At 48.5% G+C, this 22,510-nt stretch carries 20 protein-coding genes; 6 read left to right on the plus strand and 14 right to left on the minus strand.

Features of this window, described 5'->3' with window-relative positions:
- The 3 genes from QUA54_RS02745 to QUA54_RS02755 form a co-directional block, all read right to left on the minus strand.
- Complete coding sequence (locus QUA54_RS02745; RefSeq protein WP_333413077.1) at positions 1–756, minus strand: DUF928 domain-containing protein; 756 nt, start codon at positions 754–756, stop codon at positions 1–3.
- Between the two features lie 285 nt (positions 757–1,041).
- Positions 1,042–2,994 carry a CHASE2 domain-containing protein gene (locus QUA54_RS02750; protein WP_333413078.1) on the minus strand — a complete coding sequence of 651 codons (1,953 nt, stop codon included), beginning with the start codon at positions 2,992–2,994 and terminating at the stop codon, positions 1,042–1,044.
- Positions 2,994–3,665, minus strand: a complete 672-nt coding sequence (locus tag QUA54_RS02755) for a response regulator transcription factor (RefSeq protein WP_333413080.1) — start codon at positions 3,663–3,665, stop codon at positions 2,994–2,996. The genes QUA54_RS02750 and QUA54_RS02755 overlap by 1 nt, the downstream gene beginning before the upstream one ends.
- A 306-nt stretch (positions 3,666–3,971) precedes the next feature.
- Between QUA54_RS02755 and QUA54_RS02760 the strand changes: the two genes are divergently transcribed.
- Positions 3,972–4,790 (plus strand): methyltransferase domain-containing protein, encoded by an 819-nt coding sequence (locus QUA54_RS02760; RefSeq protein WP_333413082.1) that lies wholly within the window; start codon positions 3,972–3,974, stop codon positions 4,788–4,790.
- A gap of 595 nt (positions 4,791–5,385) precedes the next feature.
- On the opposite strand, the gene QUA54_RS02765 is transcribed toward QUA54_RS02760, so the two are convergent.
- The 5 genes from QUA54_RS02765 to QUA54_RS02785 all read right to left on the minus strand — a co-directional run bounded on the left by QUA54_RS02765 (position 5,386) and on the right by QUA54_RS02785 (position 10,985).
- Positions 5,386–5,985 (minus strand): Uma2 family endonuclease, encoded by a 600-nt coding sequence (locus tag QUA54_RS02765; protein ID WP_333413084.1) that lies wholly within the window; start codon positions 5,983–5,985, stop codon positions 5,386–5,388.
- Between the two features lie 78 nt (positions 5,986–6,063).
- Positions 6,064–8,304: a phosphoketolase gene (locus tag QUA54_RS02770; RefSeq protein ID WP_333413085.1), complete on the minus strand. Its 2,241-nt coding sequence runs from the start codon at positions 8,302–8,304 to the stop codon at positions 6,064–6,066.
- A 217-nt stretch (positions 8,305–8,521) separates the two neighbouring features.
- On the minus strand, positions 8,522–9,745 hold the full coding sequence (locus tag QUA54_RS02775; protein ID WP_333197240.1) for a COP23 domain-containing protein: 1,224 nt from the start codon (positions 9,743–9,745) through the stop codon (positions 8,522–8,524).
- Positions 9,746–9,747: 2 nt separating this feature from the next.
- A complete protein-coding gene (locus QUA54_RS02780; RefSeq protein WP_333413088.1) occupies positions 9,748–10,395 on the minus strand; it encodes a serine protease in 648 nt (215 codons plus the stop codon).
- Between the two features lie 23 nt (positions 10,396–10,418).
- Positions 10,419–10,985, minus strand: coding sequence for a COP23 domain-containing protein (locus QUA54_RS02785; protein WP_333413089.1), 567 nt, complete (start codon positions 10,983–10,985; stop codon positions 10,419–10,421).
- A 655-nt stretch (positions 10,986–11,640) separates the two neighbouring features.
- Between QUA54_RS02785 and QUA54_RS02790 the strand changes: the two genes are divergently transcribed.
- Both QUA54_RS02790 and QUA54_RS02795 read left to right on the plus strand, forming a co-directional pair.
- Positions 11,641–12,246 carry a hypothetical protein gene (locus QUA54_RS02790; protein ID WP_333413091.1) on the plus strand — a complete coding sequence of 202 codons (606 nt, stop codon included), beginning with the start codon at positions 11,641–11,643 and terminating at the stop codon, positions 12,244–12,246.
- 137 nt (positions 12,247–12,383) lie between these two features.
- Positions 12,384–13,760 (plus strand): cytochrome P450, encoded by a 1,377-nt coding sequence (locus QUA54_RS02795; RefSeq protein ID WP_333413093.1) that lies wholly within the window; start codon positions 12,384–12,386, stop codon positions 13,758–13,760.
- On the opposite strand, the gene QUA54_RS02800 is transcribed toward QUA54_RS02795, so the two are convergent.
- A complete protein-coding gene (locus QUA54_RS02800) occupies positions 13,747–13,923 on the minus strand; it encodes a hypothetical protein (protein ID WP_333413095.1) in 177 nt (58 codons plus the stop codon). The two genes, QUA54_RS02795 and QUA54_RS02800, sit on opposite strands and share 14 nt — an antisense overlap.
- A gap of 377 nt (positions 13,924–14,300) precedes the next feature.
- Positions 14,301–14,588 (minus strand): hypothetical protein, encoded by a 288-nt coding sequence (locus QUA54_RS02805; RefSeq protein WP_172188041.1) that lies wholly within the window; start codon positions 14,586–14,588, stop codon positions 14,301–14,303.
- A gap of 493 nt (positions 14,589–15,081) precedes the next feature.
- Here QUA54_RS02805 and QUA54_RS02810 point away from each other — a divergent pair, with 493 nt between their 5' ends.
- From QUA54_RS02810 to QUA54_RS02820, 3 genes are all read left to right on the plus strand, one after another.
- Positions 15,082–15,342, plus strand: coding sequence for a MoaD/ThiS family protein (locus QUA54_RS02810; protein ID WP_172188039.1), 261 nt, complete (start codon positions 15,082–15,084; stop codon positions 15,340–15,342).
- 359 nt (positions 15,343–15,701) lie between these two features.
- A complete protein-coding gene (gene thrC, locus QUA54_RS02815; RefSeq protein ID WP_172188037.1) occupies positions 15,702–17,000 on the plus strand; it encodes a threonine synthase in 1,299 nt (432 codons plus the stop codon).
- A gap of 138 nt (positions 17,001–17,138) precedes the next feature.
- The gene (locus tag QUA54_RS02820; protein WP_172188035.1) at positions 17,139–17,414 is read left to right on the plus strand and encodes a MoaD/ThiS family protein; all 276 of its coding nucleotides are present in this window, start codon (positions 17,139–17,141) and stop codon (positions 17,412–17,414) included.
- Between the two features lie 521 nt (positions 17,415–17,935).
- On the opposite strand, the gene QUA54_RS02825 is transcribed toward QUA54_RS02820, so the two are convergent.
- From QUA54_RS02825 to QUA54_RS02840, 4 genes are all read right to left on the minus strand, one after another.
- Complete coding sequence (locus tag QUA54_RS02825; protein ID WP_333413097.1) at positions 17,936–19,819, minus strand: ribonuclease J; 1,884 nt, start codon at positions 19,817–19,819, stop codon at positions 17,936–17,938.
- Positions 19,820–20,115: 296 nt separating this feature from the next.
- On the minus strand, positions 20,116–21,009 hold the full coding sequence (dapA, locus tag QUA54_RS02830) for a 4-hydroxy-tetrahydrodipicolinate synthase (protein WP_333413099.1): 894 nt from the start codon (positions 21,007–21,009) through the stop codon (positions 20,116–20,118).
- A gap of 107 nt (positions 21,010–21,116) precedes the next feature.
- A complete protein-coding gene (locus tag QUA54_RS02835) occupies positions 21,117–22,160 on the minus strand; it encodes an aspartate-semialdehyde dehydrogenase (RefSeq protein ID WP_333413101.1) in 1,044 nt (347 codons plus the stop codon).
- 127 nt (positions 22,161–22,287) lie between these two features.
- Positions 22,288–22,452: a hypothetical protein gene (locus QUA54_RS02840; protein WP_333413103.1), complete on the minus strand. Its 165-nt coding sequence runs from the start codon at positions 22,450–22,452 to the stop codon at positions 22,288–22,290.
- Positions 22,453–22,510: the final 58 nt, after the last annotated feature.

The raw sequence follows: 22,510 nt of genomic DNA on the forward strand, positions 1-22,510 counted from the left end.
TTAGGGTTTGGGTTGCGGGACTTGGCGCTGTTGTTCGATCGCTCTTATTTGCTTCAATCGATCGCTCCAGTCTTTCAAAGGTTCGGCTTCCGAACTAGCAAGAGCATCTAGCAATTCCAGCACAGCCGCTTGGCTTTGAGAAGTCTCAGAGGCTTTGCGCGCTTCGGCGATCGCGTCATACCACAGCCCAGCCTCCGCATACAGGTCGATCCGCTGTTGGGGAGTTTGCGCGGCTGCAAGTTGAGTCTGCAACGACGCCGCAGGCCCAACGACTTGGATTTCTGCCGCCGCCACCACATTCCTCGAAGGAACATTCGGATCGCACACCAACACCACTTGCCACTGATAGGATTGCCCGATCGACAGTTGGGGCAGATTTGAGGGCAAAGCAACCGACATAATCCCCGGCTGACTCTGCATCTCGGTTCTGTAAAGCAGTTGTCCCGATCGAGCAAACAGCCTCAATTGCAACGGGCGAGGAGTGCGATCGGGTACAAACCAGGTAAAGGTGGGATGCCCAGAAATCGTCTGTCCCACATGACTAAACGGCACCAACGCAGTCAATATCGCTGGTGAATTACCTTCGCAACTGCCGCCGCGAGTGGTATTCGTCCCCGTATCTTTCGGTTGAGAAGGGTCTTGAGGAGGAGTGTATTTTGCCAGCGCTACAGGAGCGAGAGAGAGCGAAACACTCAGCATTAAACTCGCAATGCCCGCAGAGTAAATGGTTCGACGCTTCAATCCGTGATTCATCATCGCAATCCCCTCTGTAACTGTTTCTAGAGTAATCAACAATACACAAACACAATAGAGGACTGCCCGCAAGCTTCGTTTGCGGGAAGGTGCAAAGATATATCAATTTGGCTCGGAATGATTTAACCGCAGAGAACGCAGAGAACACAGAGGAAGAGAAGGAAGAGATGAATACAATATAGAGGACACGGCAATGCCGTGTCCCTACCGAAAATAATATTGTAGGGACACGGCACTGCCGTGTCCTAATTTTGGCTAATAGTTCGGATGCTAACTCTGAGGAACCAATTACCAGAACCAGCGCGGTCTGGCTGACCAAGTTAACTCGCACACTGTCCCCCTCGGTACATTTGGGTAGCGCCGAAATGTTCCCCCTAATTGTCTGGCTAAATTGTTTGCCAATTGCGTTCCTAATCCTGAAGGTTGGAGTTGAGAGTTTAGATATTGAGTTGTCTCCCTGTCCCAGTTCGTTTCACCGGAACTCAGCGCTTCTGCGTCAGACGGGTTTTCCCCGCCATTATCCGTCACCCGAATCACCTGCCGATCGCCCTCCTGAGTGCAAATTACGGTCAAGCGAGTGGCTTCGATCGCGTGTTTGCCGACATTGCAGAGCGCTTCTTCCAGAAAGCGGCAGAGTCCTCGCTTGTGTTCCAACCGCAGATGCGAGGTGTTCAAGGGATCGAACTGCACAATTCTGACTTCGATCGTTGTGAGGTGGGGCAGTTCTTGTTCTAGCGTGTTGCAATAGATATTGTAGAGCAATTCATGCAGTGGGGCTTGTAACGCCAATTCGATCGCACTTCCCATGCGGAGATGCGGTTCATCCGCGATCGCATCTCGCTGCACAGATCCGTAAACTGCCCGTAATTCTTCATTCAGGCGTTGCAACTCCGGTAAAAATGGCGACGGTGTGGCTTCTCCCTGAGCGGTTCTCAAAATTCCCACCAATGTTTGTAACGGGCCGCTGTGAATCGCATTAAACGTCTGCTCGATCGCAAATTGACGTTCCTCTAACCGCAGTCGGAGTTCCTGTTCGTGGCGATAAAAAAACGCTGCCATCAAGCCAGCCCCATTCAACACCAGCACCAACAACACAGGTACGATCGGCACCCACCAGCCCAACAGAATTAACCCGTAACATATCCCGATCGGGCTGATGCTGGCGATTAAGAGCCCCAACAAAATTTTCCAGGGCGATCGCAGAAATCGCCCCAAACTCATCCCCAAGAGTCCCCAGACCCCAATCCAGAGCATTTCCCAGCCATCCGCCCAAACCCGAAGCAACGATCGGCGATCGAGCACCGCGCTCAGGATCTGGCTGGTGGCGTGGGCCTGCATTTCGACTCCGTAAATCCGTCCGGGATTGATCCCTACGATCGCACCTGAACTTGCCAGATCCTTCGCACTAAAAGACATCATCCCAATCAACACAATTTTGCCTCGAATCCAATCCGGGTTGACCTGTCCCGATTTGATTTGCGAGAGAGAAAGCACGCGAAACGGTATCCCGCTGCGAACATTCAGCAAAATCTGGTTGCCGCCTGCATCCGCCCCCACATATCCGCCGGAATTGGGTTGAAGCCTGGTTAACTCAGTATTACCAAACCGCAAGGCATCGCGATCGTGGATGCCATTTTCTAACGCAATACCTTTTGTGGCGAGATAGCGTTCCGCCAGTCGCAGGGAAAACGAAAAACGGTATTCCTGCTGGGGGTTGTGAGCGCCCAATAAACTGCGGCGCTGATAGCCATCGGCATCCAGAATGGTATCGGCAAAGCCAATTTGTTCTGGTGGTAGCGCGGGCGGAGGTGCGACGATAAAGCCACTGCGATCGGGCAGGGCAATCTCCACTCCGATCGTATTCTTGCTGCTGCGAAACACCGATGTTAGTTCGGCATTACCCGGTTCAACCGGAATATCGCGGACAATATCCAGCCCGATCGCGATCGGTTGATAGGCCTGCAAGCGTTTAAGCAAATCGGCAATTTCGCGATCGGGAATCGGATAAGTTCTGGCGCGTTGAATATCTTCCTCGGTGATACTTACGATTACAATCCTTTCATCCATTGGCTCAGGGGGACGCAGCCGCAGAAATCGATCGAACGTCACCAACTCCAAAAACTGAAGCGCACCGGTCAATCGAGCGATCGTCACAGCGACAATCACCATCGCCCCTGGAAGCGCTCCTCGTCCCCAAGTCGTGACGCCCGCTTTCACTGCTTGCCATCGATCGCGCTTCACTAATCAATCAATCCTTGTTCCCTAGCTCGCACTTGCGTTTGAATCCGCAGATTCTTATGATCCTCAGGATACACCTCTAGCACATTTCGAATCTGACTCCAGTAAGACTGCACAGTGCGTTCAGAAACATTCATCCGTTTGGCGATCGCAGTATCCTGTAAGCTCTCTTGAAAAGCAAATTGCAAGACCTGCATCCAGGCGGGTTTGAGTTGCAGCCCGTTGCGGATCTCTTTGGGTGTATAAATCCGCTCGTGCAGGGCCCAATCAACCATTGTCAGCAACTCTTTCATGGGCTCGCTCTTATCAACAACCGTGAAGCCGCCCATGTGATTGTCTATCAATGGTTTCCGCCAAACTAAAGTCCGAACATGGGCACTCTGCACCACAATATTCAGACTCGGATACTGCTCCATCAACGTTTTGAGGAGTTGAAGCCCTGAATGCGCTTGCGCGGTTTCGCCGATCGTCTCTGGCATCACCAGATCCACAATCACCAAATCCGGGGTCGTCTGCGCTATTTGCTCAAGGGCTGCCTGAGCCGTCGAAGCCGTCAGAATGTCTGCCTCTGGATATTCTTGCTTCAGAATGTTAAGCGTGCCGCCTAACACCATCGCATGGTCATCCACGACTAAAAATGTTCGTTTCTGCGGTTGAGGTAAAGTCTGGGGCATAGTTGATTCGTTGCCACACAACATCGTCAGTTTAGGTAATCCGTCAACCCATTTTAGATTTGGGATTTACGATTTTCGATTTGTGACCTAGTTGAAACTAGGGGCTTTAAACCGCTGAAATTCTCATTCAAAATCCCAAATCCCAAATCTAAAATCGTCTCGGTCATCTTCTTACTATAGAGGAATTACCTGGCTCCCGTCCTGCATCTGTCCGCCAAATGGGGTTGTGGATGTCCGCAACGAGAATTGCGCTAAAGCGCAGTTCTCTTATAATCTAGGTGTCCAAGCAAGAAGAAAGATGATTTTATGGCAGCCGAAGGTTCGTATCAAGCCAGTACGTTCAATCTGGAATTGGAGGGAGAAATTCAGCGGTTAAAAGCTCAAGTTCTCCTCAGTTGGGTTAAGGAAGCGCGCACTTTAAAGTGGTTCGGTTTAGCCAACGGGATGAATGTTTTGGAAGCGGGTAGCGGGCCGGGATTTTTCACAGAAAAACTGTTAGAATTGCTGCCAAACAGTGCGGTAACATCGGTAGAAATTGACCCGGTAGTACACGAAAAAGCAGTAGCATATTTGCAGGACAAAGGGGGCGATCGAGTAGATCGCATCCAAGCATCGGTTGCAGATACTGGTTTGCCGGCTAACACTTTCGATTTTGCGATCGCGCGTTTGCTGTTCGTTCACCTCCCAGATCCCGTCGCAGCAGCTAGAGAAATATTCCGCATCTTGAAACCGGGCGGAAAACTGGTGATTATCGATAGCGATGCGGATCTGTTTTGGCTGACAAATCCACCTTGGTCTGTCGAGATTGTCAGGGAGAAATTCAAGCAGGTAATGGCATCGCGGGGCGGAAATTTATGCGTCGGGCGAAATCTGTGCCACATTCTCAAAGAAGCTGGGTTTGTTAGCGTTGATTTAGAAGCGGTTGTCAGCCACAGCGATATCATCGGAATTGAGGCGTTTCAACCTTTGCTTGACTCCGGCCCCATTTTGCAATTGGTCAAACAGGGCTTGGTTTCAGAGTCGGAAATAGAAAGCTATCTGGTTTCGCGGGATGAGTTTGTCGCTGCGGGCGATCGATCGATGATGAGTTTTTGGTTGATGGCTTGCGGGGAAAAAAATCAATAAGATTAAGACACATATTTCACACAATATTGATGTCCCGTCGCAGCAAAATCTCTAGCACTCTTGCTACATTCCCAGCTAACAAAGCAAGCTTATGTAACAGTAAAATAGAAAAAAAATCAAAATAAATTTTCCCATCAGTATGAGGTTAAACCTGCACGTATAGCTGTATAATCGCATCATATTAAATCCGCTAGCATCGTCCTGCTAAAATCGAGTTAACAGTCAACAATCACGGACGGTGCAACCGAACTCGATCTAATTCATCGGCGTGAATCTGTATTTATCTGCCCTCATCTGCGGTTAAAAAAAGATAATTTATTAACCGCAGATGACAAGGGATTGACGCAGATTCACGCCGATGCCGAGAATAGAGATAGGAATAATTCTGCTCCTAACAGATTTAATATCAAAGTTATAAATTTTCATATTCATGAGCTTAGTAACTTTACACGTACAAGTCTAACAAATCGTTAGAGCCGATCGCGCAAAGGTTGTTTGTGAGAGCCAATGGTTGTCGGTCACATTTTAGCTTAACCAATCAAGTCCTTAGCTAAGCCCTCGTAGACGATCGCACTTTTTACCAACTCCTTAGCATTCAACCCACTGGCCGAACCCCATTAAGAAACTCCGTCCTTGCCTCAATCCTTGAAGGCATTAAAACGCAGCGTACCAACAATGCTAAATCCAACTCCGGCAAAAACTCACTTCTTGAAACTTGCTCGTAATCATCCTCGCGCAGCCGATAGACAGCAAGCCGATTATTTTCCCAAAACCAGACTTCTGGAATGCCAAGTCGCAGATATTTAGCTAGTTTATTTGTGCTACCGCTAGTAATCGTTACTTCCACGGCTAAATCGGGATGCTCTTTTCTTGAACCTATATAATAAGACTCGTCTGGTTCAAATGATACATCTCTTGCCCGGTCTCTGCGAGTTGCACTCCCTACAGGAAAGAATTCAATTCCAAGTTCAAAAAAGTATGCTTCCAGTAATATAGCGATCGCTTTTTTAAAGGTTTCATGTTCTTCCCCCACTGTCATAAACTCGATCCACCCATCAAGATAAGTTATCCGTAAACCCGGAGAATCGGCCATCAAAGATTCGATCGCCTCAAATTGCTCCCAAGTATAATAAGCGGGGAGAATCAATCGCTGTTCTGCAAGCGTACCTATTTCTTCTAAAATTTTTGCTGTCATAGGTATCACCATCCTACTTGAATATTACTAGCCCCTACCCAGCACAAACCAGGCAGGGGCATTCACTCACATTCTAACTTAATGAACTAGCTCGATCGCCCTTTTAGTCAACGCCTCAGCAGTCAACCCGTTAAACGCCATTAATTGACCAGCGCTAGCAGTAGTTTCCCCCCGCTTCCAAGCGAAAGTATCCCGCTGGCAATTGCTGCGGAGCATCACAGGTTCCAACATCCCAGAAGCACCGCCTGTCACGCCAATCAAGGCATCTCCGCCAAACATTTCGGCAAATTTCTCATCGCTCAAAAAGCCGCCGTCAGCTTCCGAACAAGTATCCCAAGCAACATCGCTAGCACGATACAAACGCCGAGGATTCACAACAGAAACAATCCGCACTCCAATGCCTTCTGTTTCCAAAAATGCCGCCGCTTCAAACACTGGCATTAAAGTCATGTCGCCGACAACAGCAAACACAACTTTTTTGCTCCCTCCTTGATTGTGGGGAGCTTGCGGGGAATCGACTTCGTGCAAGACTATTGCACCGTCTTGCAAAGCTTGGCGAGTCTGTTCAAAAGTAGTGCGAATTGGCAGCGGCGACTTGCTCGCAGTAATCACAACTCCCTTATTTTTAGCAGTCAAAGCCCACTCGTAACAAGCTTGAATGCTGTTAGCATCCGGTGGAAACAAAGGAAACACATTTCCGTTCCGCATCATCGCCGCAAAATAAGCCTCAATTTCCGGCCGCTGGTGCGTCCAACCGTTGCGGCCTTGTTCCAATGCACCCGCTGTAAATAAGGTGACAGTTGCCGGAGTTGGACGGCGCAATTCTGCCATTGCTTGGGTTACAGTTTGCCAAATTGGTAAACCGTTGATGGCAAAAGATTCGTAGGAACACCACAAACTCCGCGCTCCGAATAGCGATAAACCTACGGCTAAACCGGCGCAAGCATCTTCGCTCAAAGGTTCGTAAACTTGACCGTTTGGCGATTGATTGTACAGGTCATCTGTCGTCGGGTGAATAATCTTGAGAGCTTGGTTGATATTGGCAATTGCCGATGCTTCATTGCCGTCAGCATTAGTGACAATAAAAGTACGATCGCGCTCGCCAACTTTCCCCACCAAAACCCCCATTGCTGTTGTCGAAATCTTCGCTTCTCCCCCAACTGCAAATTCTTCCAAAGGCAATTCGCCTAAATCTGCCAGCGGCAATGTAAACTCAGTAACAACTGTTTTTGCCGCCGGCCCGCCGCCCGCACGCTCGCAATTTGTCCGTACCAACTCCCAAGCAGCAGCAGTCAAAGCGCGCTCTTTTAAAGCACTGATAATGTGCGGAGCATCCAGCGTATCTTTCGGATAAAGGTTGTGAGATTTTGCTCCGCGCGCGTGCACGCCGGCACCTTTCAACTGTTTGATAATAAACACAGTTAATTTGCCGCCGAGAGCAGATTTTGCCGCTTTGTCAACTCCTTGTAAAACAGCTTTGGTAAATGCCATCCGCTGTTCGAGCGAAAAAGCAGTGCTGTCAACATAATCTTCCGGTTGATTTTTATCGTCAAATTCCTTAGCATCAACTAAGATAACTTCTTCAAAACCGTTGCCTTGCCAATAAGCAATCATTTCAGCATTAGTTTTAGTCGAAACCATGCTGTGATGTTCCTGAGAATATCCGTTCCAAACCAAGACAGGCAAAAAGTTAGTAACGCTGGGATAAGCAGTGTGGAAATGCGCCATGCTGCTCATCGGATAGGGTTCGCCCATGCCGCCGTCGCCCATTGTGAAAGCAAACAGTTTTTCGCGGTGCAAAAGTGCTCCAGCCATTGCGAAATGCTGCCCTTGTCCGAGGGGACCGGCCGGTGCTAAAAGACCGGGAATGAAACCGGAAAGATGTCCTAACAAACCGTCTTTTTCTCGGAATTTATCGCGCACTTGCTGCACGTTAACAATTCCCATATCCTCCAAAGATCGATCGAGAAACATGGCACTGTAAAAGCCGGGGGCGTGATGGCCGACTTCGGTGACAATGTTCTTGTGTCCGAGCATCACCAAAGCGGCATAAGCCTCAGCTTGGCTAGCAAAACCCCCCGGATGTCCCGATGCCTTGCTGGCGGTAACTTGCAGCGTCAGGTAGCGCAGGGCGTCTGCTCCCAGCATCGTTTGAAAGACGGCGACGGGATCGGTAGGATCGGCGATCGACTTGTTCCCCTCGGCGATCGCAGGTGCTTTTCCATAAGTCTCAAAACCAGGGACTGTTTCAGAAAAATATTGAATGCCTTCGCAAAAAGCGGGCGTTGTTGACGTTGCCTGCGGAGTAGTTGCTGTCATGCTTGATACCGGAAAAATTTGAATTGGATTAATGTAAGAGTAATTTTATAGCTTCCGTGTTCCAAAAAATCATTAGTTCTATTATGTCAGTGATAAATAAGTAAAATATCTCTATTTTTCAGCTAATAAGTAGTTGTTTGAGAACCCCGAATTATTAAAAAAGTCGGGGTTCTGTGTTTAGCCATTACTAATCCCTCTAAAACCTCAAATCGCAAATCTAAAATTGTTCCAGCCGTTCCCTGACATCGATATACAGCACAGTACCGCTTTCAGAAAGAGAAGGCACAGCCTTTTGATTCCCCAGCCAAACAAAAAAACTGCTAAGTGCAGGAGTCGGATCTTGATCGCGGCGCAGCGTGTAGATCAAACCTTCGCAAGGCCCATTAACGCGGCTAGTCGTGCAAATCGCTTTCTGGTTATTTACAATACCCACAGTCACATAATTTAGCTGTTTATTTCGGTTATAATTCTCAAGGCGCTGAGTCACTTGTTGGCAGCGAGTTAGAGGATCGTAGCCCGAACTAGAAAAGAAATTAGAATTCCAGCGAATCCAAGGCTCTCTGAACCCTTGCGGATTTTGATACACAGTCACCGGCTCGCCCGTTGAGGTATCGCACACAAATCCTCCATAAACCTGATTCGGTTGGTTTTGACCCGACGCGCTGCTGAGAGAAAGATTGCTGAGAATATCAAAGCCATTACGCTTATTTTGTGATAGCAACGCCATAAAAGCATCGATTGGGATTGCCGCGTTCAACCCCGTTTTTATCTCCTCAATCTGACCGTTCCACTGACTCCTAATTGTGCCAACAGTATCTCCCTGACCGTGAATTCCTACCACCCTGCCATCAGCATCAAACACAGGCCCGCCGCTCATCCCGCGCCTGGTTACAGCTTGGTAGCGCAGACGGTACCCCGATGAGGCGCTGCCCAAGCGAGAAGAGATGATACCAGCAGTAAACTCAAGTTTTCGTTCAAATCCCGAAATTGGCAGCGGATAGCCAGAAACGTAAATAGCAGAACCGACAACAGCACGTTCTGACTCGCCCATTGGTGCTACTGGATACTGTTCTCGGCTCTGAAACTGTATCAAAGCCAAGTCTATATCCCGGTCATTTTTCGGGAGTCGCTGTATTCTAATCGCAGCATAATCCTTCTCCAAATGAGTACGAATGCTGTATTTTTGAGCGAGGCTTGCCACCACATGATTAGCTGTCAGAACAGTGTAAATATTACCCTGTTTGGCAATAATTACTCCCGATCCACTAGCAAAAAAACCCAGCGTGTTGTTGACTTCCACAGTTGTCAACATCGCTAGCTGGGCAATTTCTTCGGGTGTTTTGGCACAAGCAGCATATTGTTGGCTGACAACCGCAGCCACTGTTACTGCACCGGTCAAAATGATTGTCAGTGCGTCAAACCGCAAACCCCACGAATTCATCGCTAACTCCCTAGATGAGACGAGACGAACTGCAAATATATACTGATAGGAATTCCCCAACTGGATTTAACCATTTTTTCCAATAATTCCGTTGTCGGTTCACTTCCATCTTCAAAAGCATAGACTCCAAAATCTGGATCTCGATACTTACCTCGACCGTTAATCCCAACCAAGAAACCTTTGGCATTAAAAATTGGGCCACCACTCATACCGATTTTAACCTCATTTGTATAACCCAAGCTATAACCTTGAGGCAAAGATTTGGGCAGCAGCAGTTCTACGACCCCCCCCGCTACAGCCAACACCTCAGCACCGATAGGGAATCCGGCCGCCAGCAGCGGCTCTCCCACCGCAGCCGGCTCGGCGCTAATCGGTGCTACTTTATACTCGATCGCGCTGCTAAACTCAACGATCGCCAGATCGGTATCGCCCAGCCGCCTCGGAACTCCCAGCGGTTGGTGGAGGAGGCCGTCGCCGGTGACAATTGTCCGATCGCCCCGGGCGATCGCCACAACGTGCCAATTAGTAAGCACCGTATAGGTTTGCCCCTGCCGCCGGACGATCGTCCCCGAACCAAAAGATTTCCCCGTCTGGATGCGTACCGCTGTTTGACGCGCCAAGTTTTCCACATCCACTGCCGGAATTGGCAATGGGATTGAAAAATTGCCAATCTTTAAGGCAGTCCGGACGGCGGGAAAAAAGGGGGCAGTTCCGCCCCATCGGCAGTGTTTTCCCCTAGCTTTTCCCTGACATCAATGTAAGGAATTTTACTACTTTCAGCCACAGAGGGCATCCCGACCAGTCCTTGGCGCCAAGCCAACAAGTTATACAAAGAGCCGATCGGGTCTTGACCGGGCCTGAGTGTATAAATCAAATTTTGACACAGACCGTTGATTTGATTTGCCGTGCAAATGACATTTTGACCGTTCATCTGACCCGCAGTAATGTACTTCAGCACCCGGTTGCGGCGATAGGTTTCGAGGCGTTGACTCACTAATTGACACCGAGTTATCGGATTGTAGCCAGAACCGGAGAAATAATCGGAAGTCCACTCAATCCAAGGCTCTACGGCACCTTGAGGGTTTTGGTACACCGTCACCGGCGCACCGGTCGAGGTGCTGCACCAAAATCCACTTTCCCCCGGTGCAAGCCGACTGTAACTCGGTTGAGAAGCAACCGTCAGGCCGCTGAGGGCGATCGCTGTTGCCACCACAACTTTTGTCAATAATTGCTGTTTCATAATGTTTTCACTCTTTTGGATGGGATGCGGCACAAAAATTCCCAAATGCTGCGATAACACCCTTGACGCGCCTGTTCATTACAGATCCGCTGACTTGGGAATTATGTTATTCGCGACTTGACCAGAAACCAAGTTTTTTTACGAAAACACTTCGTTGCAGCCCTTCTGTTTGGTTAAAAAACCCGGTTTCTTTGGTCTTGATGCGTAAGTCCTGATATTGTTCGCGACTTGCGCTTGACCTCTAACCGCCCCGAAGGCGAGCTTAAAATGCGCGCGCAAGTCTAAATTCTGTGCTCTTTCCTACTAATCAAACTCAGGCTGCCGCAAACCGGAAAGAGGCTTTTCACCTCAGACATTGGGATGACTCGAATTGCAACGGTACATCACACCACTGACAAGGTATTTGATATGACTTGCGATCGGCGCCGCTAGCTCGATCTGCTGAGATACGGAGACGGTAGGGCCGTACAAATGAATAGTCTTACCCCTCTTACGTAATCTCACTCTAAATTAAAGGTATTAACAAGAACTCTTAACTTGTTTTCTTCTCCGTACTGCCAGAAATACTTCTAAGTGAGTGTAATCAGGAATTAAGTGCTTTCTACCACCAAAGTTCACCCTCCATACACTGACGTTTAGTAAAGTATTAAAAACTATGAACCGTATCTACAAACAGTTGGGGTATTTAGCAACTGGATTAATTCTGCTCGGCGCTAGCAGTTGTTCTAGCTCAGATGCAGCTAACTCGGCCGAAAACCAGAGCCAACCCCCAGCAAGCGCCCGTCAGTTCCTACACCTACAACTAACGGGAAATCAAATTGAGGCTCGCTCAACTCAAGCACCTTCGCTCTCTAACTCTGTTACCCCAGTTTTAGGCAGTTCGGTAGGAGCAGAGAATACTGTCACCATTAAGGTTTATAAGGTAGACAATCTGTGTCAAACTCTGAAGCCGGAAACAGTTACAGGCCCAGACAACCAGTTAATGTCATCGGCTGTTAATGAAGTGTTAAAGCAGCAGATTTTCGATAGTCTTGGTTTGGCTGGTTATCGCCTCAAGATCGATCGCGACCTCGGAATAGCTACCGTGGATCTGCGAGCCTCCGGAAATTCGCGGCAGAAATTGCAAAATCTGTCCAGTTGTCAAATGTTAGGTTTGTTCGGGGGCGTGCGCCAAACTTTAACCAGTTATGCTCCTTGGCAAATCAAAACAGTTCGTTTTACAGAGCTTGGAGAGGATATTTTGAGTACCGTTCGAGAATAAGCTATTAAAATTATTGGAGATGGGACTGACGCACTTCTCCCCTTAAAAAAAGGGTTGGGAGGGACTGAATAAACCTTCAAACCCTTTGAGATTTTTTGATGCTGCTAAGTCCTGTGACCAAAACCCAGGTAATTCCTATGACACTACCTAACGGCCCCAAAGCTCCACCCTTGGTGCAGCTAATTCAATGGATCGGCGATCCCCTGACATTCCTGGATAAATGTGCCAAACAATACGGCGACATTTTCACAGCTCAAGTGAACAACGGGCAACCCTTGGTGATGATCCACCACCCCCAAGCTGTCCAGGAGATGCTCAACAGCAACGCGTTTCACGCTCCAGGCCGCCTGAATAGTATTCTCAAAGCGCTCGTGGGAGAACAATCCATGTTTCTCCTCTCAGGAGAAAGGCACAAACGCGAGCGCCAATTATTGATGCCACCCTTTCACGGGGAACGGATGCGGAATTACGGCCAACTAATTTGCGATATTGCTCAAGATGTTGCCAGCAAATGGTCGGTCGATCGACCTTTTGTGGCCCGCAACGCGATGCAGGAAGTCACCATGCGGGTAATCTTGCAAGCTGTCTTCGGGCTCGATGACGGGCCGCGATTGGAAGAGCTCAGGCCCCTACTTGGCTCAGTCCTCGATATGACCAACTCTCCCCTGCGATCGAGTATGCTGTTTTTCGGCTGGATGCAGCAAGATTGGGGCTCTTGGAGTCCTTGGGGACGCATGAAACAGCGGCAGCGGAAAGTTGACGCACTGATCGACGCGGAAATTAAAGAACGCAGACAGCAACCAGACGCCAACCGCACCGACATTCTCAGCTTAATGATGGCCGCGCGCGACGAAAACGGGCAACCAATGACCAATGAAGAATTGCGCGACGAGTTGATGACGCTGCTGGTGGCAGGCCACGAAACCACAGCAACGGCCCTAGCTTGGGCATTTTACTGGATTCACAGTTTGCCCTCGGTGCGCCAGAAGTTACTGCAAGAATTGGACAGTTTGGGGGAAAATCCCGACCCGATGGAGATTTTCCGCTTACCTTACCTGAGTGCAGTTTGTCAGGAGACCCTGCGAATTTACCCCGTGGCAATGCTGACGTTTTCGCGAGAAGTTCTCAGGCCCGTGGAACTGATGGGACATCGACTCGAACCGGGGACGGTTGTCATCGGCTCGATTTATTTGACCCACAGACGGGAGGATTTGTATCCAGAACCGCTGCAATTTAAACCGGAACGGTTTTTGGAGAGGCAATTCTCGCCTTACGAGTATTTGCCTTTTGGAGGCGGCAGCCGCCGCTGTATCGGCTTGGCGCTGGCGCAGTTGGAGATGAAACTCGTGCTGGCAACCATTTTGCGGGATTTCGACCTAGTATTGGCCGAGAAAAAGCCCGTACAGGCCAAACGCCGAGGGGTGACTTTAGGGCCTGCCGGCGGCGTGCGGATGGCCCTGCTGGGGCGGCGGATGCCACAGCAGAAGCCTGAAGCGGTTGCTAGTGGGGTTTAAAGTCGCAGCAGTTGCAGCGGGCGATCGAACTTTCAGCTTTGAGTGCAAACATTTTAGGGAGAATGTGCGATCGTCCGCCAATGCCACGATTTTTTGTAGCACCGGCTACAGATAAATAGCTAGAATCCTTAACCTGTAACCCTCGCACCCTCTCAATTTTCAAATTTTAACTCTAAAATAGTAGGAGCCTTGCAAACACAGCCTGAAAGCAAAAGTGGGTGATTGCAATAGTCCTCTTGATATCTCAAAAGCCTCCCTGCCATACTTTAAAAACATATGCATACCCTGTTATTCAGCAAGGTCGGAAGCGTGTTGGCATTGCCTGCAATCTTCCGGCCTCTTTATTTTTTGGGCTACTTCAGGCATTGGGTACAAGATGCAGAAGGCAAGGCAAAACTATAAATTCTCCCCATGTCCGCATCTGCCCCTCTCCCCAATCTAGAGCTTCTGCCTCTAATTGAAATAGCATCCGACACCAAGTTTAAGGAATCACTAAGGAATAATTAATAACTTCTTAAATGATCTCTTTCTGTCCTTCTCTCAATCTTCTGTTTTCAGAAATTCCGATACCGAGACAGACTTCGGGAGACTCTCCAGATCTTGAATTTCGCTTTCGTGGGCAAAAAACTCGACTTCTTTGTCGTCAATCTGGATCTGATAGCTAGCGGTAGCTGTCACAATCCGCCGCTTTTTTTTATCTTCTATTAAAACCCAACACACGACAGGTCTTACCCATCTTTCAACGTGCTGGCTTTGCTTCGTACTCCCAAAGGCATACCAGCCTTTAGCTTCAATAATTTGAAGCACTTTAAAATCGTTACTTGCCATATATTTCTATCGCGTTAACTTCAGTATTCTTCTTAGATATAACGGCTAGCTTGCTAAGCAGGGCAAAGGTTTGGCAATTCCAATCCGCACTAGATAACCTGATTTTTATTCAGGAGAAGGGGGTTGGCAGGGCCTGGTCTGCGTTGTTGCCTGCTAAATGTAGTGCGAGCTTTTTGTACTCTCCCACAATTACCGTAAAGTATCTATACCGCATCCTCAAAAATTATTCTCGCATTAGCCTCAACAGCAGCCAACTAGACCTTAGCTAGCTGCATCTAAGTGGATGCCAACTGCTTCTAACGCCTGGTTGTGAGAGCAATCGGCATACAATCTTGTTAAGACTTTTTGCTGCAATCAACTATCATCTTTACCCGATGGGGTAAAACTTAACTAGAGGTTGCCGCTTTCAATTCTAAGCCTCGGCGCGCCTAATTCCTAATTAATTGTATGGTGTAGTTGATAATTGCCAAACCGTCGATCGCACTAAACTACCGTGTCTGACTCTTCAATTACCATCACCGTTAAACTGTTCGCCGCCTTCGGTGAAGCCTACGGCGTTTCAGAACTTACATTAGAACTTCCTCCCGAAACCCCTGTGTCTCAAGTGCTCGAAAGCTCGATCGCCCAATATCCTCAATTAGAACAATGGCGCGATCGCACCCGCTTCGGCCTCAACCTGGAATTCGTCTCCCCCGACACCATCCTCCAAGACGGCGACGAAGTTGTCCTCATCCCTCCCGTCAGCGGCGGGTAGGCTAAGTTGGTCAATCAAAAATTCGAGGTTTTGTAGTTGTGTTCGATCGCACGACTGCCTAATTGTTAGCCCAAAAAATATTTATTAAGTTTTGTAACAATTCCGTATGTCAATCATCCTTGAGCTCGCTCAGGATCGCGTGCGGACCTGACAATCTGGATTCCCAGCCCGATACTGAAAACAAGTCAAATCCTTGTGCGGTGGGCGTCCCGCCCGCCCAAATATCAAAGTTAAATACACCGCTGTTTAACTGAAAAATCAATCCCGACTAAAAAAATCGGGTATGGTTGACGGGGTAAATTGACCGTGCTAATCTTGCACAAGAATAAGAAAACATCGCAAAACTAGAGAGTTGAGCTATGACCCAGGCGACCAGAACCCAATCCACAGCAGCAACCTTCACAGCCCTCAAATGTAAAGAATGCGGCGAAGAGTACGAACTCCAAGCAAAGCACGTCTGCGATTGCTGTTTTGGCCCGCTTGAAGTCAAGTACGACTACGACGCCATCCGCCGCACCGTCACTCGCCAAACCATCCAAGCCGGCCCCAACTCGATCTGGCGCTACCGCGCATTTTTACCAGTCGCTACAGATAACGTTATCGATGTCGGCACCGGCATGACTCCTTTATTAAAATCCCACCGCTTAGCCCGCCGCCTCGGTCTAAAAAATCTTTATATTAAAAACGATGCCGTCAATATGCCCACTCTCAGCTTTAAAGACAGAGTGGTGTCAGTCGCCCTCAGCAGAGCGAGAGAATTGGGTTTCACAACGGTATCCTGTGCCAGCACCGGCAATTTAGCTAACTCCACCGCTGCGATCGCCGCCCACGCCGGACTCGACTGCGTAGTCTTCATCCCCTCCGACTTAGAAGCAGGCAAAGTCCTAGGCACTCTGATTTACAATCCCACTGTCATGGCAGTTCACGGCAACTACGACCAAGTTAACCGCCTCTGTTGCGAAGTCGCTAATACACATGGCTGGGGATTTGTCAATATCAACTTGCGTCCCTACTATTCAGAAGGCTCGAAAACCCTGGGCTACGAAGTTGCCGAACAGCTAGGCTGGCAATTGCCCGATCACATCGTCGCTCCCCTGGCCTCCGGCTCTTTGTTCACAAAAATTTACAAAGGCTTTCAAGAATTCACCGAAGTCGGTTTAGTGGATGAAAAGAAAGTCAGATTCAGCGGTGCCCAAGCTGACGGCTGTTCCCCCATCGCCCAAGCCTTCCGCGAAGGCCGCGATTTCGTCAAACCGGTGAAACCGAATACAATTGCTAAGTCGATCGCGATCGGCAATCCAGCCGACGGTATGTACGCCCTCGACATCGCCCGCAAAACAGGCGGCAACATCGAATCCGTCAGCGACACCGAAATCATCGAAGGCATGAAACTCCTAGCAGAAACCGAAGGCATCTTCACCGAAACCGCAGGCGGCACTACAATCGCAGTCTTGAAGAAACTCGTAGAAGCAGGTAAAATCGACCCCGACGAAACTACCGTCGCCTACATTACCGGCAACGGCTTAAAAACCCAAGAAGCCGTTCAAGGTTACATCGGCGAACCCATCACCCTCGAACCAAAAATAGAAGCGTTCGAGCGTGCCCTAGAACGCGCCCGCACGCTCGAACGCTTAGAATGGCAACAAGTTTCGGTTTAACAGCTATTAGTCAGTAGTCGGCAGTCATCAGTCATTAGTTGTTAAGCTTTTGACTGATGACAACTGACCGATCGCTGAGGACTAATGACTGAGGACTAATAACTAATAACTCATGACTACTGGCTAAGGACTAAAAAAATGACTGTCAAAGTTTTAATTCCCACTCCCCTGCAAAAATTCACCAACAATCAAGCCACCATCGAATGCGGCGGCGACAACATTTCCGAACTGATTGAATCGCTGGAAACCAATTGTCCCGGCATCAAAAAAAGCCTGTGCGACGAAAAGGGAGAACCCCGCAGATTTCTCAACTTCTACGTCAACAGCGAAGACATCCGCTTTTTGGATGGCTCAAAAACAGCCCTCCAAGATGGCGATGAAGTTAGCATTGTTCCAGCAGTTGCTGGTGGCTGATTAGTTTTAAAATAAACGCAAGTGAACGCAGATAGATTTAAATAACTATCTGCGTTCACTTGCGTTTATTTACGGTTAAAAAACAACTCCCTCGCTAACCGAGGGAATTATACCAAATCCGGGATTTGGTAAGTAGCTCTCATAACGTTTTAATTCCGCTGAAACGGTTTGTGAAAGATTCTCCAAGAGTAAACCCTGCCCAAACAAAGCAGTAAAAGTAATCCCAAAAACCCAAAAAGCCACCGGCTTTTTTCTGCGGGCTTTCCAAAAAATTGTAGCGATTGGGGGCTTTCTATAAGACTGCTTCCTGAAATACATCGAGTCGGAGTTCTTCAATCTTGACAAGTTTGAAGGTCTTACCGAGATAAATCTCAGGACTTACGTCGTCTATGCTGACGTTTTTTAGGTGCAGCTACTTACTTATAAAACCAAATCTAGGTTTGTAGTTGCGCTTGGGCGCCCAAGCGCAACTACAAATCTAAAACTTATTTCTTTGCGCAGTGCGTTAGGGAATTATCGCACTAGGAAGCTGCCCTTGCAGCAGTCCGGGGACGGCGCCGGCCCGTCACCTGATTGGCAGGAGATGGCAAGGATGGGGATGATGGCGATGATGGCGATGATGGCGATGATAATAGCTTAGGTGCTTCCAGGGAACCCGGAGATACTTCTGCCTTTTCCGATCGCACAAAGGACGCTTCTTCAGGAATTTGCATCAGGAATACCAGCAAGGGATTGCTTTGAAGTTCCCGGCGCATCACTCGCTGAATAGCCTTTTCTATTTGCGTTTGAACTCCTACCCAGTCAACATTAACTTGTGAGTCAGCAGTAGCAGGTAGGACAAATTCCGACCAACGATCGCTCAAAACTGTTTCAATGGTTTGAGTGATTAATTTGATCACAACTTCGCGATCGGCTGATGTCACTACACCTTTCAAGTGTACTTCCGGCTTAGCAACTAATTTGCCATCCCAATTCAAAGCCGCCGCTACAGTTACAACGCCATCTCCGGCCAATTGCTGGCGTTCCTTGAGGACGTTCGCTTTGACAACGCCCGATCGAGAAGAATCTACCAATTCAATTCCTGAAGGCACTTTACCGCCCACTCGCATGGAATTTTCCGTTAATTCTACGACATCGCCGTTATCAATAATCACCATATTGCTAGCGGGAATGCCCATGCTTTGAGCCGTTTTGGAGTGCTGGATCAGCATCCGGTGTTCCCCGTGCACTGGCAAGAAGAACTTGGGACGAGTCATGTTAATCATTAACTTTTGGTCTTCCTGACAGCCGTGACCCGAAACGTGAATGCCTTTGTCGCGGCCGTAAACCACGTTTGCTCCCAGCATCATCAGTTTATCGATCGTGTTTACCACTGCGATCGTATTTCCCGGAATTGGGTTAGCCGAGAAAATGACTGTATCGCCCTTTCTGATTTTCAGTTCGTGATGTTCGCCGTTAGCAATGCGAGTCATCGCCGCCATCGGTTCGCCTTGGGAACCTGTGGTTAAAATCAGAACCTTGTCATCGGGTAAATTGCGGATTTCTTTCAGAGGTTTGAAAAGACTATCTTCGCATTTGATGTAGCCGAGATTGCGGCAGTGAGCGATGACGTTAAGCATCGATCGACCAACTACTCCTACATACCGATTGTTTTTCTTAGCCAATTCTAAAACAATTTGCAAACGGTGTACCGACGAAGCAAAAGTCGTGATCATTACCCGTCCCGTTGCTTGAGCGATAATTCTGTCTAAATTCGGAGCAACAGAACGTTCTGAAGCAGTAAAACCGGGAACTTCCGAGTTAGTAGAATCGCTGATCAAGCACAGCACGCCTTTTTCGCCGTACTCCGCCAGTTTCTGCAAGTCAAAATGTTCGCCGTCCACAGGAGTGTGGTCAATTTTAAAGTCTCCGGTGTGAATCAAAATTCCCACTGGAGTGTGAATTGCTACCGTGAAACTGTCGGCCATCGAGTGAGTGTTGCGAATGTATTCGACTAAAAAATGCTTGCCAATTCTTACCGTGTCGCGGGGTCTAACTGTCCTCAATTCTGTGCGGTGAGACACTCCCGCTTCTTCCAATTTTCCGGCTAGCAAAGCCATCGCCAAACGCGGCCCGTAAATCACCGGAATTTCAAATTGTTTGAGGTGATAGGGGATGCCGCCAATGTGGTCTTCGTGACCGTGAGTGACGATCATACCTTTAATTTTGTGGCTGTTTTCCCGCAGGTAAGTCATGTCTGGGAGGACAATATTTACACCGTGCATTCCATCTGTCGGGAACGCTAAACCTGCATCTAAAAGAATTATTTCGTCGCCGTACTCGAACACACAAGTGTTTTTACCGATTTCGTGCAGCCCGCCGAGGGGAATCACTTTTAGAGCAGATGCAGTTGTATTTTTGATCATGCGTATCCTTTGTTAGTTATTTTGTTATTTGTCTGTTGTCTGTTGTCTGTCGTCTGTCGTCTGTCGTCTGCTGTTCGTTGGTAGGGCAATATTTTTCCAAATATTTATGGAAAACTTCCCTGGGGGTTTTACTATCCCCTACATTCAGTTGTCTTTTGCCTTCAGTCTTTAATCCTCTGTCTTTAATTTTTGACTGTTAGCTAATTACTAACAATTAATTACTAAGGACGGATGACTAACAACTAATGACTTATCGCAACCAATATTCAGTTGTCTGAAAACTCGTTCTCGCCTGTCTAGATAGCTGATACTGCGGCTAGCTGGCTCAGTACGTCCTTTAACTTTTGAGTCATCTCAACGGGCGGATCGCACAGGGGCAGACGGGTGGAACCTACATCCCAGCCTTGAAGTTTAAGAGCTGTCTTGACGAGAATGGGATTTGTGGTGAGAAAAAGAGCTTTAAACAGGTCAAAAAGTTGCAAGTGAATCTGGGTAGCGACTTGAACTTGACCGCTCTCGAAAGCTTCGATCATCTGTTGCAGTTGCTCTCCTACCAGATGGCTGGCTACGCTAACTACACCAGATCCTCCTACCGCCAACATCGGCAAAGTTAGGGAATCATCTCCAGAATAGATGGCAAATTCAGGGGATGTCAAGCACCGAATTTGACTTGCTTGATCCAAGTTGCCACTTGCTTCTTTTACGGCCACAATATTGGGGATTTCTGCCAATCTAGCAACCGTCTCCGGCAACATATTCTGACCGGTGCGACCGGGGATGTTATATAACATTATAGGGAATTCTGGAGCAGATTGCGCGATCGCCCGAAAATGATTGTACAAACCTTCTTGCGGCGGCTTGTTGTAATAAGGAACCACCTGCAAACAGCCGTCTAACCCGAGGTTAGCTGCTTTTTGGGTAGCTGCGACTGCTTCTGAAGTAGAATTCGATCCCGCTCCTGCGATTACCAACGCCTTACCGGCCACCGCCTTTTGTACCACCTGAAATAATTCGTACTCTTCATCCCAGGTCATAGTGGGAGACTCGCCCGTAGTTCCGCACACTACCAAGCTATCCGTACCGCGATCGGCTAAATGAACTGCCAATTGTTCTGCTACCGCATAGTTAACGCTGCCGTCTTCCTTAAACGGCGTAATCATTGCAGTCAGAACCCGTCCAAACTTTACCACACTTTCTCCGATTTTAGACTGTTGATTTTTGATTTTAAATTTTTGATTTCAGATGAAAGGTTTATCTAAAATCCCCCATTTCAATTTTCAAGTTGCGAGGGTTCCCCCTAATTAGAAGCCGCAGCCACTGGGGTGCGCAACAAATCTTTTTGGGCCAGCAACTCAGCTATCTGGACCGCATTTAAAGCTGCCCCTTTGCGGATTTGATCGCCAGACAGCCACATCTCCAACCCGCAGGGGTGAGAAATATCTTGGCGAATCCTGCCGACTAACACCTCATCCTTACCGCTGGCCTCTACAGGCATCGGGAAATAATTAGCTTGCCAGTCTTCTACCACCTTAACCCCGCTTGCCTGCTTTAAGATTTCCTTGGCCTCGATCGCGCTAAAAGGCTCTGCAAACTCTAGATTAATCGCTTCCGAATGAGCGCGGAGTACGGGAACCCGCACGCAAGTTGCCGTAATTTTAATCTCGTCCGTACCAAAGATCTTCCGAGTTTCGTTTACCATTTTCATTTCTTCTTCACAATACCCCAAATCGTTAATCGGGGTGTTGTGCGGAAACAAGTTAAATGCTAAGGGGTAGGGAAATATATCTGTTTTGGGCATTTCCCCCTGCAAAATTGCTCTTGCTTGAGCTTTCATTTCCTCCATTGCCCTCGCCCCAGCCCCGCTGGCAGACTGGTAAGTCGCTACCACTATGCGCTGTACCGGCTTAACTTTGTGAAGCGGCCAAACGGCAACTGCCATCAAAATCGTCGTGCAGTTGGGATTAGCAATTATACCTCGGTGAGTTGCCGCCGCTTGGGGATTGACTTCGGGAACCACTAGCGGTACGGTCGCATCCATGCGGAAAGCGCTAGAATTGTCAATGACCACTGCTCCGGCTGCCACCGCTTGCGGAGCCCATAATTTAGAAGTAGAGCCGCCGGCGGAGGCGAGCACCAGATCTACATTATCAAACGATCGCGCCGAAACTGCTTCGACCGGCAGCATCTCGCCGCCAAAAGGCAATGTAGTGCCTGCTGAACGTTCCGAAGCCAGCAGCTTCAAGTTAGAAATCGGAAAACTCCGGCTGTGCAAGAGTTCTAGCAACTCGGCCCCGACTGCGCCGGTGGCTCCTAAAATGGCAACTCGATAGGATTGAGACAAATTACTTTCCTCCAAAAATTATACTCTAAACGATCGAAATCAAAAATTTAAATAACTGCAATTCTCAATATCAAACTTAATTAATGTTATGCGACATCAGGAGCATGAGAGGATGGCAATGGTGCAGTTAACCGAAACGGCCGATCGAACTTCCCGATCGATCAGTGCGATTGTAACCCAATGCCAGTTTAGCATCTTTTGCCGTTAGCGAATCCCTCAAAGAGGATCGCCCCGCGCCAATCCGCATCGTTCTGCCAGCAGGCGCATCCGTTGACTTTGACGGGCTGCCCAAAACATTGACATCTAAGGGCGATATGTGCTATGGTTCATCGGCGATTAGTGGACTTAAC

It is taken from the genome of Microcoleus sp. MOSTC5, from assembly GCF_036701825.1.
GTDB classification, from domain to species: domain Bacteria; phylum Cyanobacteriota; class Cyanobacteriia; order Cyanobacteriales; family Microcoleaceae; genus Microcoleus; species Microcoleus asticus.